Origin of the sequence: Bradyrhizobium dasycarpum (assembly GCF_042019905.1) — a bacterium.
GTDB classification, from domain to species: domain Bacteria; phylum Pseudomonadota; class Alphaproteobacteria; order Rhizobiales; family Xanthobacteraceae; genus Bradyrhizobium; species Bradyrhizobium japonicum_B.
The window spans coordinates 6,142,816-6,156,887 of the sequence record NZ_CP169574.1; the positions used below are offsets into that span (position 1 = coordinate 6,142,816).

At 64.8% G+C, this 14,072-nt stretch carries 17 protein-coding genes; 8 read left to right on the forward strand and 9 right to left on the reverse strand.

Features of this window, described 5'->3' with window-relative positions; translation table 11 throughout:
• The 6 genes from napG to ACETMP_RS29320 all read left to right on the forward strand — a co-directional run bounded on the left by napG (nt 1) and on the right by ACETMP_RS29320 (nt 4,821).
• Complete coding sequence (gene napG / locus ACETMP_RS29295; protein WP_375158843.1) at nt 1–765, forward strand: ferredoxin-type protein NapG; 765 nt, start codon at nt 1–3, stop codon at nt 763–765.
• Nucleotides 762–1,706, forward strand: coding sequence for a quinol dehydrogenase ferredoxin subunit NapH (gene napH / locus ACETMP_RS29300; protein ID WP_375158844.1), 945 nt, complete (start codon nt 762–764; stop codon nt 1,704–1,706). The genes napG and napH overlap by 4 nt, the downstream gene beginning before the upstream one ends.
• Nucleotides 1,703–2,170 carry a nitrate reductase cytochrome c-type subunit gene (locus ACETMP_RS29305; protein ID WP_375158845.1) on the forward strand — a complete coding sequence of 156 codons (468 nt, stop codon included), beginning with the start codon at nt 1,703–1,705 and terminating at the stop codon, nt 2,168–2,170. The genes napH and ACETMP_RS29305 overlap by 4 nt, the downstream gene beginning before the upstream one ends.
• Nucleotides 2,171–2,177: 7 nt before the next feature.
• On the forward strand, nt 2,178–2,894 hold the full coding sequence (locus ACETMP_RS29310; protein ID WP_063831455.1) for a NapC/NirT family cytochrome c: 717 nt from the start codon (nt 2,178–2,180) through the stop codon (nt 2,892–2,894).
• A 5-nt stretch (nt 2,895–2,899) separates the two neighbouring features.
• Nucleotides 2,900–3,496: a DUF2478 domain-containing protein gene (locus ACETMP_RS29315; protein WP_375158846.1), complete on the forward strand. Its 597-nt coding sequence runs from the start codon at nt 2,900–2,902 to the stop codon at nt 3,494–3,496.
• Nucleotides 3,497–3,618: 122 nt separating this feature from the next.
• Nucleotides 3,619–4,821, forward strand: coding sequence for an LLM class flavin-dependent oxidoreductase (locus ACETMP_RS29320; protein WP_375158847.1), 1,203 nt, complete (start codon nt 3,619–3,621; stop codon nt 4,819–4,821).
• 59 nt (nt 4,822–4,880) lie between these two features.
• On the opposite strand, the gene ACETMP_RS29325 is transcribed toward ACETMP_RS29320, so the two are convergent.
• The 3 genes from ACETMP_RS29325 to ACETMP_RS29335 all read right to left on the reverse strand — a co-directional run bounded on the left by ACETMP_RS29325 (nt 4,881) and on the right by ACETMP_RS29335 (nt 7,249).
• A complete protein-coding gene (locus tag ACETMP_RS29325) occupies nt 4,881–5,240 on the reverse strand; it encodes a hypothetical protein (protein ID WP_375158848.1) in 360 nt (119 codons plus the stop codon).
• A 258-nt stretch (nt 5,241–5,498) separates the two neighbouring features.
• Entirely contained in the window at nt 5,499–5,978 is a 480-nt protein-coding gene (locus tag ACETMP_RS29330; RefSeq protein WP_375158849.1) for a DUF2269 family protein, read from the reverse strand.
• On the reverse strand, nt 5,978–7,249 hold the full coding sequence (locus tag ACETMP_RS29335; RefSeq protein WP_375158850.1) for an SDR family oxidoreductase: 1,272 nt from the start codon (nt 7,247–7,249) through the stop codon (nt 5,978–5,980). The genes ACETMP_RS29330 and ACETMP_RS29335 overlap by 1 nt, the downstream gene beginning before the upstream one ends.
• 322 nt (nt 7,250–7,571) lie before the next feature.
• On the opposite strand from ACETMP_RS29335, the gene ACETMP_RS29340 reads away from it, so the two are divergent.
• Nucleotides 7,572–8,348 (forward strand): helix-turn-helix transcriptional regulator, encoded by a 777-nt coding sequence (locus ACETMP_RS29340; protein WP_375158851.1) that lies wholly within the window; start codon nt 7,572–7,574, stop codon nt 8,346–8,348.
• 7 nt (nt 8,349–8,355) lie between these two features.
• A complete protein-coding gene (locus ACETMP_RS29345; RefSeq protein WP_375158852.1) occupies nt 8,356–8,838 on the forward strand; it encodes a putative Ig domain-containing protein in 483 nt (160 codons plus the stop codon).
• 292 nt (nt 8,839–9,130) lie between these two features.
• Here the strand turns inward: ACETMP_RS29345 and ACETMP_RS29350 are convergent, their stop codons facing one another.
• The 6 genes from ACETMP_RS29350 to ACETMP_RS29375 are packed head-to-tail and all read right to left on the reverse strand — an operon-like array spanning nt 9,131 to nt 14,056.
• On the reverse strand, nt 9,131–10,105 hold the full coding sequence (locus ACETMP_RS29350) for a tripartite tricarboxylate transporter substrate-binding protein (protein WP_375158853.1): 975 nt from the start codon (nt 10,103–10,105) through the stop codon (nt 9,131–9,133).
• A gap of 24 nt (nt 10,106–10,129) precedes the next feature.
• A complete protein-coding gene (locus tag ACETMP_RS29355) occupies nt 10,130–10,846 on the reverse strand; it encodes a GntR family transcriptional regulator (RefSeq protein ID WP_375158854.1) in 717 nt (238 codons plus the stop codon).
• Between the two features lie 23 nt (nt 10,847–10,869).
• Nucleotides 10,870–11,610, reverse strand: coding sequence for an SDR family oxidoreductase (locus ACETMP_RS29360; RefSeq protein WP_375158855.1), 741 nt, complete (start codon nt 11,608–11,610; stop codon nt 10,870–10,872).
• A gap of 23 nt (nt 11,611–11,633) precedes the next feature.
• Nucleotides 11,634–12,404: an SDR family oxidoreductase gene (locus ACETMP_RS29365; protein WP_375158856.1), complete on the reverse strand. Its 771-nt coding sequence runs from the start codon at nt 12,402–12,404 to the stop codon at nt 11,634–11,636.
• A gap of 15 nt (nt 12,405–12,419) precedes the next feature.
• On the reverse strand, nt 12,420–12,800 hold the full coding sequence (locus tag ACETMP_RS29370; protein WP_375158857.1) for a carboxymuconolactone decarboxylase family protein: 381 nt from the start codon (nt 12,798–12,800) through the stop codon (nt 12,420–12,422).
• A 29-nt stretch (nt 12,801–12,829) separates the two neighbouring features.
• Nucleotides 12,830–14,056, reverse strand: a complete 1,227-nt coding sequence (locus tag ACETMP_RS29375; protein ID WP_375158858.1) for an ABC transporter substrate-binding protein — start codon at nt 14,054–14,056, stop codon at nt 12,830–12,832.
• Nucleotides 14,057–14,072: the final 16 nt, after the last annotated feature.

Genomic DNA, 14,072 nt, shown 5'->3' on the forward strand with positions numbered 1-14,072 from the left:
ATGTCGGATTCCAGCTCAGGCATCCCGCGCGATCCGCGCCGCCGCAAGGCGCTGCAGGATATGACGCGTTTCGGCGGCGGCGCAGCCGTCGCCGCGACGATGCTGACGGCGTTCGGCGTGTCCTCGCGGGCCAAGCCCGCGCAGGCGCTACGGCCTCCGGGCGCGTTGCCCGAGAAGGATTTCCTGGCGGCCTGCGTCCGTTGCGGCCTTTGCGTCCGCGACTGTCCCTACGACACCCTGAAGCTTGCGGACTGGGCCGACGGCCCCGCCTTGGGCACGCCATTCTTCCAGGCGCGCAACGTTCCCTGCGAAATGTGCGACACCATTCCGTGCGTCAAGGCCTGCCCGACCGGCGCCCTGCAGCATGCGCTGACGGACATCGCCAAGGCCAAGATGGGCGTCGCGGTGATCACCAGCCGCGAGACCTGCCTCAATCTGCAGGGGTTGCGCTGCGACGTCTGCTATCGGGTCTGTCCGGCCATCGACAAGGCGATCACGCTCGAAGTCTCCCACAATGCCCGCACCACCAAGCATGCGATCTTCGAGCCCGTCGTCCACGCCGAGCACTGCACCGGCTGCGGCAAGTGCGAGAAGTCCTGCGTGCTGACCGAGTCCGCGATCAAGGTGCTGCCGATCGAGGTCGCCGCGCTGAAGCAGGACGAGCATTACAAGCGCGGCTGGGAAGAGAAGACCAGGGCTGGCGGAGCCCTGGTCGACGCGCCGCTCAAGCTGCCGGTGCGCAGACCCGAGGGGGGCACGCCATGACCGCGAACGCCAGGCCCTATGTCGAAGCGCGGGCGCAGAAGGGGCTGTGGGCTGCCTCGCGGTTTCTGGTGTTGCGCCGGACCAGCCAGCTGCTCTTCCTCGCGCTGTTCCTGTCGGGGCCGCTTCTGGGCGTCTGGATCGCCAAGGGTACGCTGGCTTCGTCCATGACACTCGGCGTGCTGCCGCTGACCGATCCGTTCGTCCTGCTGCAGTCGCTCGCGGCGCGCCATTGGCCCGAGGGTCTGTCGCTGATCGGCGCGGTCATCGTGCTCGCCGCGTATCTCCTGTTCGGCGGCCGGACCTATTGCTCGTGGGTCTGCCCGATCAATCCGGCGACCGATCTCGCAGCCTGGCTGCGGCGGCGGCTCAACATCACCTTCACCGCCAAAATCCGTCCGGAGCTCAGGCTCTATTTCGTCGGCGCGGTGCTCGCGGCAGCAGTGCTGTCGGGCTCGATCGCCTGGGAGCTGATCAACCCGGTGACGGCGCTGCATCGCGCGCTGGTGTTCGGCCTCTGGTTCGGCGCCGGCGGCACCGCGGCGATCTTCGTGTTCGACCTCCTGGTCGCCAGGCACGGCTGGTGCGGCCATCTCTGCCCGGTCGGCGCCTTCTACGGCCAGATCGGCAAGGTCGCGCTGCTGCGCGTCACCGCCGACAACCGCGCCGCCTGCAACGACTGCATGGACTGCTTCGCGGTCTGCCCGGAGCCGCACGTCATCAGCCCCGCGCTCAGGGGCGAGCGGAGCGGCGCCACGCCTGTCATCACCGCGGGCGACTGCACGGTCTGCGGCGCCTGCATCGACGTCTGCTCCAAGCAGGTCTTCCATCTCGGTCTGCGCGGCCGCCATGCGGTGCGTCCCGACCCCTCCATGACCGCGCCATCGCCAATGGCACGCGTCGTCTCTTCCCAGCCGGCCGTCCTTGAAAGGGACCTCCCATGACGTTTGTTCGACTGATTCCGTTGATTGCGGCGGCGGCCGTGACCGTCGCGCTTGTCGTCCCGTTCGCGGCGTCGGGGCCGCTGGCGCAGGAGGCCAGGCAGCACAAGGCGCTGCGCGAGGCGCCGTTGACCGAGATGTCGCCGCCGCCCGAGGTGACGAAGCAATCGGTGCCGGCGAGCGGCTTCGAGCGCGCCTATCGCCAGCAGCCGCCGCTGATCCCTCACAAGGTCGACGGCTACCAGATCACCACGGAGAACAACGCGTGCATGGGCTGCCACGACTGGCCCGGCAACACGCGCGTGAACGCGCCGAAGATCTCCGAGACGCACTACGTCGACCGCCAGGGCGTGCGGCTCGATAAGGTCGCGGGCACGCGCTATTTCTGCCAGCAATGCCACGTGCCGCAGGCCGATGCGAAGCCGCTGGTCGGCAACATCTTCAAGAACGCGACACAGGCGAAGTGAGGGGGACATGCAGGACACCAGCACTTCTGCCGCCATGGCAGCCGAGCGGCCGGGTCGCCTGAAGCGACTATGGCGATGGTTCTTCTCGCCGACCGCGCGCTATGCTTGGGGACTGATCGTCGTCGTCGGATTCGGCGCCGGCGTGCTGTTCTGGGGCGGCTTCAACTGGGCGATGGAGATGACGAACACTGAACAGTTCTGCATCTCCTGCCACGAGATGAAGGAGAACGTCTATCTCGAGTATCGCAACACCGTGCACTATTCCAACCGCACCGGCGTCCGCGCCAGCTGTCCGGATTGCCACGTGCCGAAGGAATGGGGACATAAGGTGGTCCGCAAGATCCAGGCCTCGAACGAGGTGCTGCACAAGATCCTCGGCACCATCGACACGCCCGAGAAGTTCAACGCGCACCGTATCGACCTTGCCAAGAACGTCTGGCGCGCCATGAAGACCACCGACTCGCGAGAGTGCCGCAACTGCCACAAGTTCGATCACATGGAATATGCGGTCCAGGAGCCGCGCGCCTCCAAGCTGCACCAGACCGCGTTCGCGCAAGGCAAGACCTGCATCGATTGCCATCAGGGCATCGCGCATAAGCTGCCGCCCAAGGCGCAGGAGGGGTATCGCGACATGCTCGACCATATCGACGAGGTCAGCCCCATGCAGCGGATGATTGACTTCCTGCAGGATGCCGACGTCGCCAAGGCAAAGGCGGCGAGGTGATGGACATGCTTCAGCAATCCCGCGATACGGCGGACAGCGCGGCAAGGCCTTCCGCCGCGCTCAGCGTTGCCCTGGTCTATGACTCGGGTCCCGCCGTGAACCGTTGGTTCACAGGTCTCGTCGCCGAGCTTCGCCGCTCGGGCAGGAGCCTGGCCGGCCTGATCCAGGAGGACGTGCCCCAGCCGGGACGCACACGCTGCGACATGGTTCTGCACGAGCTCGCCACCGGCCGGTCGATCTCGATCTCGGAGGATCTCGGCGCCGGCGCGACCTCCTGCCGTCTCTCCACGCCGCGCCTGCTCGAAGCGGCGCAATTGGTCGAAGCCCAGCTCGCCCACGCTGAGATCGTCTTTCTCAACAAGTTCGGCAAGGCCGAGGCGGAAGGCGGTGGCTTGCGCGACCTGATTGCCCATTGCATCGAGTCCGGCAAGAGCCTGGTGATCGGCGTTCCCCGCAGCAACCTCGAGGCCTGGACCGATTTCTGCGGCGAATACTTCAGGACGGTCGTGGCAATGCCGGAGCCGCACCAGGACGCGATCGCGGCGCTTGCGGCTCTGCTCGGCCAGCCCAAGATCGGCACCGAGCGTCTGCACCTGATCTGAGGCCGCGCCCCGGCGCGCGATCCCTGTCCTTCCACGCCGCGGAATTGACGGCCGTGGTGGACAGGACCGCCTCGCTCAATACAATGCCCGCAACAACAAGACAGTAGCGGGAGAGCGACGCCATGAAGTTCGGCATCTTCTACGAGCTGCAATTGCCGCGGCCCTGGGTGAGCGGCGACGAGCTCAGGCTCTATCAGAACGCGCTGACGCAGATGGAGCTCGCCGACAGGCTCGGCTACGACCATGCCTGGGTGGTCGAGCATCACTTCCTCGAGGAATATTCGCACTCGCCTTCGCCGGAATCCTTTCTCGCCGCGGCGAGCCAGCGCACCAGGAACATCCGGCTCGGCCACGGCATCCTCCAGCTCACCACCAACCATCCGGCGCGCATCGCCGAGCGCGTTGCCGTGCTCGATCTGCTCTCGAACGGCCGTTGCGAGTTCGGCATGGGCGAGAGCGCGTCCATCACCGAGCTGACGCCGTTCGGCCGCGACATGGAGACCAAGAAGGAGGTGTTCGAGGAGGCCGTTGCCGCGATCTTCCCGATGTTCAAGGACGCCGGCAGCGAGCACCACGGCAAGTATTTCGACATCCCCTTGCGCAACGTCGTGCCCAAGCCGGTGCAGAAGCCGCACCCGCCGCTGTGGATGGCCTGCTCGCAGCTGCCGACAATCGAACGCGCCGGCCGCCACGGCTTCGGCGCGCTCGGCTTTCAGTTCGTCAGCGCCGACGCCGCCCACGCCTGGGTGCATGCCTATTACAACGCGATGACCAAGCGGCTGCACAAGCTCGCGGACTATCAGATCAACCCCAACATGGCGCTGGTCTCGTTCTTCATGTGCGCCAAGACCGACGAGGAGGCGCGGGCGCGCGCGGACGGCGCCACCTTCTTCCAGTTCGCGCTGCGCTTCTACGGCGCCTCGCAGAACCGCCAGCGGCCCGCGCCCTACACCGTCAACATGTGGGACGAGTACAACAAGTGGAAACGCGACAATCCCGAGGCGCAGGAGGCGGCGTTGCGCGGCGGCCTGATCGGCTCGCCGGAGACGATCCGCAAGAAGCTGAAACGCTTCCAGTCCTCGCACATCGACCAGGTCATCCTGCTCAACCAGGCCGGCAAGAACAGCCATGAGCATATCTGCGAATCGCTCGAGCTGTTCGGCCGCGAGGTGATGCCGGAGTTTCAGAACGATCCGGCGCAGGCCGAGTGGAAACGGGGCGTGATGAGCGGCGAGATCGAGTTGGAAGAGATCGACACGCAAGCCTTCACCGACCGCTACGGCAAGCTCGCCATCAACGTCGCGCCGGCGAGGACGGCGGGATAGGGTGAGTTCACTCCGCGAAGATGCCGCCTGATTGCTGATGTGCGTTCGCGTGCCGGGGTCTAAGTCATACTGCCCGGCATAAAGCATCGGACCGTCGGATGACCATCGAGATAGAATGGCCAAAGCATCGCACGGCCAAACTTGTTTGGCTCCGTGATAACGGTTTCATCTGGCACGTCGATCCATTCGTCTTCGATGCGAACGCGATAGTGGCCGTTCTTGGTCTCCCAATCTACATCTGCAAGAGCTCTGCCATCGGCATCTGAGCAACATTGTTCGCCTCGCTGGCTCCGCAGGCTCTCAAACCATGGCTTCAGACTCGAATTTGCATAGCGACCATCGTCCCTCGCCTCTGAATTAATCGTGCTGAGGAACAGCCCAGCCGTCAGTATGCCCACAACCCTGGTTGCCAGCCGCATTCTCGCCTCTCAAATTTGGACCTAAAGCGGGTCATTGTCTGGAAAGAGGGCTGCTCACTGGACGGGGCGCTGGGGAGGTGCGCTCGCGAATAAGAGCTTGATCCGCCATCGGCCCCCTTCAGGCACGTCGATCGCGGTCCAGTTGCCCCCGAGCTTCAGTCTCGTCCCATCCTTTGCTGGAACCAAGCTAAGGGCCTCGTGATTTCGTCTCGTCCTGGGCATTTTTAACTCCGGCCCTAATCCAAGAGGCGCTTGGCTTCAATCCCAGTATGGAATGGCCGGGCGGGTGATCATCAGCCAGAAGATGACCAGCACGGCCGCGAATGCCGGGAATCCGAAGGCAAACCACCAGCGGAAGAGTTGGTGATACCTGCCAGGCAGCTCGGTGTGGTTCGCGACCGCTGCAACGGCAAGATCGCGCATTTGCATCTGCATCCACACCACCGGAAGCCAGAATGCACCGGTCACCAGATAAAGTACGATGGACGCAGCAACCCATCCGTCGCCAAGGGAGTACCCGCTCGACCAGGCGAGCCATGTGCCGGTGATCGGCTGCAGGATTACGGCACTCGCCGTGAACAGGAAGTCGGCCAGCACCACCGTTCGCGCCACCCCCGCGATCTCGCGCGGATCGCCGCGCAGATGCGCCACCAGCATGAAGAAGGCGATACCGGCACCGGTGCCGAGCAGGACCGCAGCACCGATGATGTGCAGCATCTTCACGAGGAAATAGAGCATCAACGATCCTCCCGGATCGCCATTGCCACCAGGTTGAGCATGATCACCGGCCAGATCTTCAGCATCGGACCGAGCGGATCGGCCCACAGACGCGGCACCAGAAGGGTGCCGATCACGGCATAGGTGAGGGAGATGATCAGTGCTGCCCACAACCCGTAGCGGCTCAGCGGTCGCCAGAGAATGGCGAGGCCGATCGCGATGTCCGCCAGCGCGCCTGCGGTGACGGTGAGCGCCGCGATGTTCTCTTGCAGCCCGCCTTCTCGCAGCAACGACATGCCGATATTCCAGCCGGCGCTCAGTGAGATGATGCCGGTGGCGAGCCAGAACGCGCCGAAGACGCCGAAGATCAGCGGCTTGAGCGCATACAGCCGAGCGAACCAGCGTTCCTGCACGGAGGCGGGCTCACGTGCGAGCGCGGCGCCGAGATCGCGCGGCCTTAGGCCGGTGACCTGACGCCACAGTCCGGGATCGCCGGTCGCGCCGCGCCGCATTTCCGCCTGCGCGGTCGAGTTGATGGGTGTTGCCCACCCCAGCATCTGCGCGATGTCGCCGGCGCGATAAGCCGCCGAAGCCGCCCAGGACGCTAGGCGCAGGCGGTAAGCCGGCCGCCAGCGCAGCCAGGAACGAAACAGCGCGACGGCGTCGCTGAAGTCCATCCGCTCCGGACCGGCGAGATCGAGCGCGACCCGGGAGGGAGCGTCCGGCCGAAGGAAGAACAGCACCGTCTCGACGACGTCGTCGAGATGGACCGGTTGAATGGCTGCCGTGTCGGGCATGACGGGCAGGATCGGCAGCGCCGCCAGACCTCGCAACAGCGCGCTGCCGCCATAGGCGGAGCGGCCGACCACGACCGAAGGCCGCAGCACCACCCAATCGAGGTCCCGCGCCATCAAGGCGGCTTCGCCCTCCCGCTTGCTGCGCGAATAATCGCTGAGCGCATCGACATTGCTGCCGATCGCCGAGAACAGGATGACCCGACGGACACCCGCGCTTTCGCAGGCCGCGTAGAGCGCCGCGCTGCCGGCGACATGAACACCTTGCATGTCCTGTCCCTGCAGCGCACCCGCCGCGTTGATCACGGCGTCGACGCCGGCGAGATGATTTTTCCACGTGGACGCATCAGTGGCCCGGGCGAGATCGAGATTGATGTGACGCCGATCGCGTGCCGTCGCATGGCGCGACACCAAGATGCAGTCATGCCCCTCGGCGGTCAGCCTGGCGCGAATCGCCGATCCAATAAGCCCAGTGCCACCGACGAGAAGGATGCGCATTTGCCGATCCGATAGCGGTCCGGTTACTGCAAACCGGCGATGAAATCTCTGAAATCCAGAGCGATAAAACGGGGCTGATGCGATCGTTCCTCCCGCCGGAGCGGAACATTTGCTCCCGGCGCCGTTCGCGGGGAGCATTTGACGTCTCAACGCAACGCGGCAGGTGCTGTGCATTTGACCGTGCCATGGCGGTTACGACCTGCGCCTGTGAGCTCAACTGACTCAGATTGCGGAGAGGACTTGAATTCGCTTGTCGCTCCGACTTCCGTCGAAACTCCCTTGCTGCTATCCTCTGGCAGAACAAGTTCTTTCGGAGGAAACGATGCGGTCTCAGGCCGTGCCCGCAGTTCCGGTAGCGGGCGATGTCACGCCCGCAGTGCTCGCCATCGGTCGCCCCGATTTTCCGAACATCCTCATCGACACGCTGCGCCGCCACGCCGGTGTCGGCCATTGCATGGTGTTCGCGCTGAAACGCGCCGGCGCCGCGACCTGCCTGCTCGATGCCGGCAACATTCCGATCGGCGGTGATCTCGGCGCGGCCTATGCCGGCCAGTTCCACGAATCCGACCCCAATCGCGATGTGCTGTTCGACGGCGAGGGCGGCGGGCCCATCATGTTGCCCGCGTTCGCGCCGCGCATGTACGGTACGCGCTACCGAAAGATCTTCTTCCACGATTCCGGCATCGTCGACAAATGCGCCACCGCGATCTGGGCCGGCGACACCTGCTTCTATGTCAATTTCTATCGCATCGCCGCCCAGGGCCGCTTCAACGTTGCGCAACGCGAACGGCTTCAGGCGATCGCACCGGCCATCAGCGCGAGCGTCGCCCGCCATTTTCAGGAGAGGGCGACGCCCGAGCGGTCTCTTGCCGAACTGTTTGCGACCCGCGCGCCACTCGCCAGTCTCACGCCGCGCGAGCAGCAAGTCTGCCAGCGCATCCTCGTGGGCTTCAGCTCGGAGGCGATCTCGCAGGCGCTAGGCATCAGCTTGCATTCGACGCTGACCTATCGCAAGCGCGCCTATCAGCGGCTCGGCATCTCCTCGCAGAGCGAATTGTTTGCGATCGTGCTGCAGCTGCTCACACGCAGCCTGAACTGAGGCTGATGTGGTCGACGATCGGTTGGGTGGTTCATCCGGAAGGTCGAGACCAGATGGAGCTTCACTGCCTGCGCCTGGACCGCCACGACGGTCCGCTGCTGCTCGTGTCCCGCGTCCACCACCAAAATCCCGCTGTACCGTCGAGAACGCGCCGGCCCTCGCCGATCATGTCGGCAATGCCTTGACCTATTCGGCGACGCTGGCGGATGGCAGTCCGCTGCCGTCCTGGGTGACGCTGACCGGCGCCAGGTTTACCGGCACGCCGCCGCTCAATTTCAACGGCGCCATCGACATCATGGTCACCGCGACCGACGGCGCACTCACGGCCAGCGACGTCTTCACGCTGACGATCACGCCTGTCAACGACAAGCCGGTCGCGGCCAGCGACGGTCCGTTCTCCGTCACCCATGGCGACACGCTCGCAATCGCGGCCGAGTGCACCTGCCGCAAGGAAGCGGCAGGGCATCCGATGGATCTCTTCGCCGGCTGAGCCCGCCGACCGGAGAATCAAGACGGGAACATAAGGATGTCAGCAGCCCGTTAGAGAGTTGCGCGTGCGACTGCGTCGAACGTGGGCTGGAGGCTCACCTGTATTGACGGGTTGGACGAACTCTGCTGCAGCAGGATGCAGCTTCCCTCGGCCGCGCGCATTGGCGATCGACGCTGCTTCTTCAGTGCAATCTTAAAGCTGATGGCTCGATCATTGGATCTTGCATGATTCTGCATTGCGGTTTCCCTCTACTCGGGCGGTTTGCCGGACTAGCCGCATCGTTCGCTGACCTTTACTGCGGTTCGATTCCAGCGGCCTTGATAATTCGTCTCCACTTGCCAATCTCGGACCTCAAGAAGGCCTCGAGCGCATCTGGCGTGGCGCGCTCTTGCTCGACTGGGGTCATGCTGAGGTCGGCAAAGCGGCTGACAAGGGCCGGATCTTTCAAGGCCGTCTGGAGCGAACTCACCAGACGATCGACGACGGGCTTCGGCGTGCCGTGTGGCGCGTAGAGGCCGTACCAGGTCGTGACATTGAATTCGGGAACACCGGCCTCGGACGAGGTCGGCACGTCGGGCAGTGCCGCAACACGCGTCTTGCTGGTGATGGCGTAGCCCTTGATCGTCTTCGACTGGATGTAAGGCGTCGGTCCGGTGGCGGGATCGCAATAGACGTCGATATGGCCGGCGATGACATCGTTCAGTGCCGGCCCGCCGCCCTTGTAGTAGATCGGGGTGAGCTTGGTATCGGTGGTGCTCATGAACATCAGGCCGCAGAGCTGTGAGGCCGAGCCGAGACCGACATTGCCGAAGGTGATCTTGTCGCCGGCATTGCGAATGGTGGCTACCAGATCGCGGAGATCCTTGGCTGGAAAGTTCGGCCGCGCCACGAGGATCATCGGGACGTCGGTCACGAGCCCGATCGGGGCGAAATCGCCGACCGGATCGAACGGCAGCTTGGCGTAGAGGGCCGGTGCTGTGGCCTGGCCGACATGCATCAGCAGCAGCGTGTAGCCGTCGGGGGCAGCCTTGGCGACACGGTTGGTGCCGAGCGTGCCGCCGGCGCCGACGACGTTTTCGATCACGACCGACTGTTTCAGCGTTGCGCTCATCGCACCGCCGAGGATGCGTGCGATCACGTCGCCGGGTCCGCCGGCTGAGAACGGCACTATCATTGTGACCGGGCGGGTGGGGTAGTCTTCCGCAATGGCTGCGCCGCAGGGATAGAGTAGGACAAACAGGATCAGCGACCGCACGAGATACGTCATCGAACACTCCCTGGCGGCAATGTTTTAGTCGTCGGAAGGCGCCGCCTCCTTGGCTGCCGACGATTTTTCGATCATGTCGAGCGCGGCCACCGCAGCCGCATTGATGTGGTCGACGCAGCAGCGCTCGGCGAGGTCCGCATCGCCGTTCTGGATCGCGCGCCAGATGGCGGTTACCTCGCGCAAACTCTTGTTGATCCGCTTCGGCTGCGACATCGAGGTGATCCGCAACAGCTGGATCCGGTCGTGCAGCGGCTTGAGCATGCGCTCGATGAACGCGTTGCGGCAGCCACCGATCAGAGCGGCGTAGAAGTCGGTCTTGGCCTCCAGGCATCCGACGAGGTCCTGCTTGGCTGCGGCTGCCTTCAGCCGCGTCACGGCTTCTCCGATCCGGCGAGCCACTTCCGGGTCGTGAAGCCTCGCGCATTCACGGCCGGCGAAGCCTTCGAGCACCGCGCGCGCCGCATACAGCTGCCGGGCCTCTTCCAAGCTGATCGTGGAGACCACGGGGCCGCGGTGAGGGACCGTATTGACCAGTCCGTCGGCCTCGAGGGCACGCAGCGCCTCGCGGATCGAGGGGCGGCTGACACCCATCATTTCGCAGAGCTCGCGCTCGACCAGACGCTGGCCCGGTTTCAGCGTGCCGGACATGATCGCCCCGCGCAGCTTTTGCGCCACCATCGCTCGGACGGTCGGTACGTCATCGATGCGGAGTGTCGACTGCAATTCGCGGCGTCTTTCCATATCCGGGCCTTGGTTGGAATGATTCAATACCGGTTTACAGGCAGAATCATCATTTCGGCAATTTGAACGTGGGCGGGCTGGTCGAGGGCAAAGACGATCGAGCGGGCGATATCGGCCGGCTCGAGCGCCATCCTGAACTGGTCGAAATAGTCCTTTTCCTTCTGCTTGTCGCCGCGGTAGCGGGTCAAGATGATGTTGGTCCTGGTCAGGCCGGGCTGGAGCTCGGTGACCCGGATCGCGGTGTCCGCCAGCTCGCCCCGGAGGGTCTCGGTGAACATGTGCACGCCTGCCTTGCTGGTGCTGTAAGCGGCCATATCCGGGATTATACGGACGGCGTTGATGGAGCTGATGTTGACGATATGCCCGGCGTCGCGCCGGACCATGTCGGGGAGAAGCGCGCGGGTGACGCGCATCAGCCCGATCAGATTGGTCTGGATGATGTTGGACCAGTCATCCGCGGAGCCGACGTCGAAACGCGTCCGCCCGCCGATGTCGTGGCCGGCATTGTTGATGAGAACGTCGACCGGCTTGAAATGCGCCGGGATAGCCTCCGGCAGGCGGTCCACGGCCTTTGCATCGCTGACGTCGAGCTGGATCGGAAACACCGCGCTGCCTGCCGTCGCCGCGAGCTCCTGAAGAGCCTTGGCGTCGCGATCGACCAGGACGACGCGGCGGCCGCTGTCCAGCAGCGCCTTGGTGATGGCGCGCCCCATGCCGCCGGCGGCGCCGGTCAGGACGACGGTCTGGCCCGATCCTTCAGTCATTGCAACACTCCCATTTCATGCTCTCATGCGATGGACCAGCCGCCGTCGATGGGCAGGCTGGCGCCGGTGATGTCGTTTGCGGCCGGACCACAGAGAAAGACGACCATAGCGGCGACCGCATCTATCTCGACGAAGCGCTGCGTCGGCTGGCGCTCGCCGAGATAGTCGCGGGTCACGTCATCGACCGGACGGCCGTTGGTCTCCGCCATCGCTGCGATCTTGTTCAGGATGGCTGGCGTCGGCAGCGTGCCTGGACAGATCGTGTTGCAGGTGATGCCGCTGCGGGCGGTCTCGATAGCTACCGCGCGCGTCAGGCCGAGAATTGCAGTCTTGGTGGTGACGTAGTCGATGCGGTCATCGACCGCGCGGCTCGAATAGATCGAGCCCATGTTGATGATCCGGCCCCAGCCGCGCTGCTTCATCGCCTGCAGCGCCAGGCGGATCAGGTGGAACGGCGCCGATAGATTCACGGCGAGCGCCTGGTCCCAGCGATCGGGCGGAAACTGCTCGATGGCCGAGAAATGCCTGACAACCGCGTTGTTGACGAGGATGTCGATGGCGCCGCAGCAGCCGAGCAACTCGGCCATCATGATCTCGATGGCATCGCGCCGGGCTAGGTCGGCAGCAGCGGGGATGACCTCGACGCCGAAGCGGGCGTGGAGGTCGTCCGCGGCCTGCTTGGGCGCGATGAGATCGTGCAGGACAATGTTGGCGCCCGCGCCGGCCAGGCCCTCGGCCACGGCGAGGCCAAGGCCTGCCGTCGCACCGGTCACGAGCGCCCATTTGCCCTTCATTGCCGCCGTGCTCCGTTACTTCCTGTCGAGCTCGGCGAAGACTTCCTTCGCGTTGCGGAACGCGTCCACGCCGGCCGGCACGCCGCAATAGATCGCGACCTGCATGAAGACCTCGCGGATCTCCTCTTTGGTCGCGCCGTTGGCGAGGGCACCGCGGACGTGGGTCTTCAGCTCATGAGGCCGGTTGAGCGCGCAGAGCATCGCCAGATTGAGGAAGCTGCGCGTCTTGCGTGTCAGCCCTTCGCGGCCCCAGACATAGCCCCAGCAATACTCGGTGGTGAGATCCTGCATCGGGCGGTTGAAGTCGTCGGCGGACGCGATCGCCTTGTCAACGAACTCGTTGCCGAGCACGCTTTTGCGGATTTCGAGGCCGCGGTCGTAGGTCGCCTTGTCCATTCTGCTCTCCGTTTCTCGTTCGGGCGTTGTCAGCTCTTCGGCCAGAACGGTTTTGCCAGCGCGAGCTCGGGCGGGAAGACCGTCACCGGTACGCCGGATTGCCACTGGACGATGGTCATGCCGGCGCCAACCCGGCGGCCCTTCTGGTCGAACTTGATCTCGCCCAGCGGGTAATATTTCGAGGGGCCCGCATCCATGGTGCGCAGCGCCTCGCCGACGGCGACGCGGTCGGCCTTGCCGGCCTTCTCCAGCGCGTCCTTGATCACCCACATGTCGCCATAGGTGGAGATCGCGTTCTGCGTCATCCACGGCTCCTTGTAGCGGGTCTTCAACTCGGCGATCAGGGCCTCGTGGCCCTTGGCGCCCCAGCTGGCGACGCAAGTGAGTACGCCTTGGAGCAGTTCGGGGCTCACGGTCTGCAGCATGTCCGGCTCGGCGATGGCGATGCCGAACGAGATCGTCGGCACCTTGCCTTGGCCGAGGCCGAACTCGTTCATCTTCTCGAGCAGCAGCTTGGCGTCCGAGATCACCGTCGGCAGGAAGAAGAGCAGATCGGGTTTCGCCGAGCGGATCTTCTGCACCAGCGACGTCGCATCCGCGAGCGGTGGCGTGAACGTCTCGTCGACGATCAGCTGCAGCTGGTTCTCTGCCAGCAACCCCTCGCGCATCGACTTTGCGGATGCGATGGACGCCGCGGTGTTGTCGGTGAGGATCGCGACCGTCTTCGGCCGCTTGCCGGATGACGTCTCCGCCAGCTTGATGATCTGCGGCAACGCCTGACGCGCCTGTGACCCTGCCGTGGCCGAGGTCTGGAACACGTATTTGAAGCCGCGATCCGTGATCAGGTCGGAGTAGGAGAGAGTGAGGACGGGCAGGTTGGCGCGCTCGGTGACCTCGGTCACCGCGAGCGTGAAGGAGGAGAGATAGGCGCCACTGGCCGCGACAAGGTCGCTCTCCTGCGCCACCATGCGCTGGGCCGCGTTCTTGGCCTTCTCGGTCGAGTCGCCGGAATCGAGCACCACAAGCTTCAGCTTGGCGCCCCCGAGCGCCTTGATGCCGCCTTGCGCGTTGATGTGTTCGACCGCCATCTCGGCGCCATGACGCATCACGGTGCCCGGGCGCGCGTACATGCCGGAGATCGGCACCAACAGGCCGATCTTCACCTCCGCAGGTTGCTGCGCCCAGGCGCGGGATGCGATCAGCGTGCCCGACGCGCCGGCAAGCAGCAATCGCCGGCTGATCTTGGACTTGGTCATGACAATCCTCCTCCCT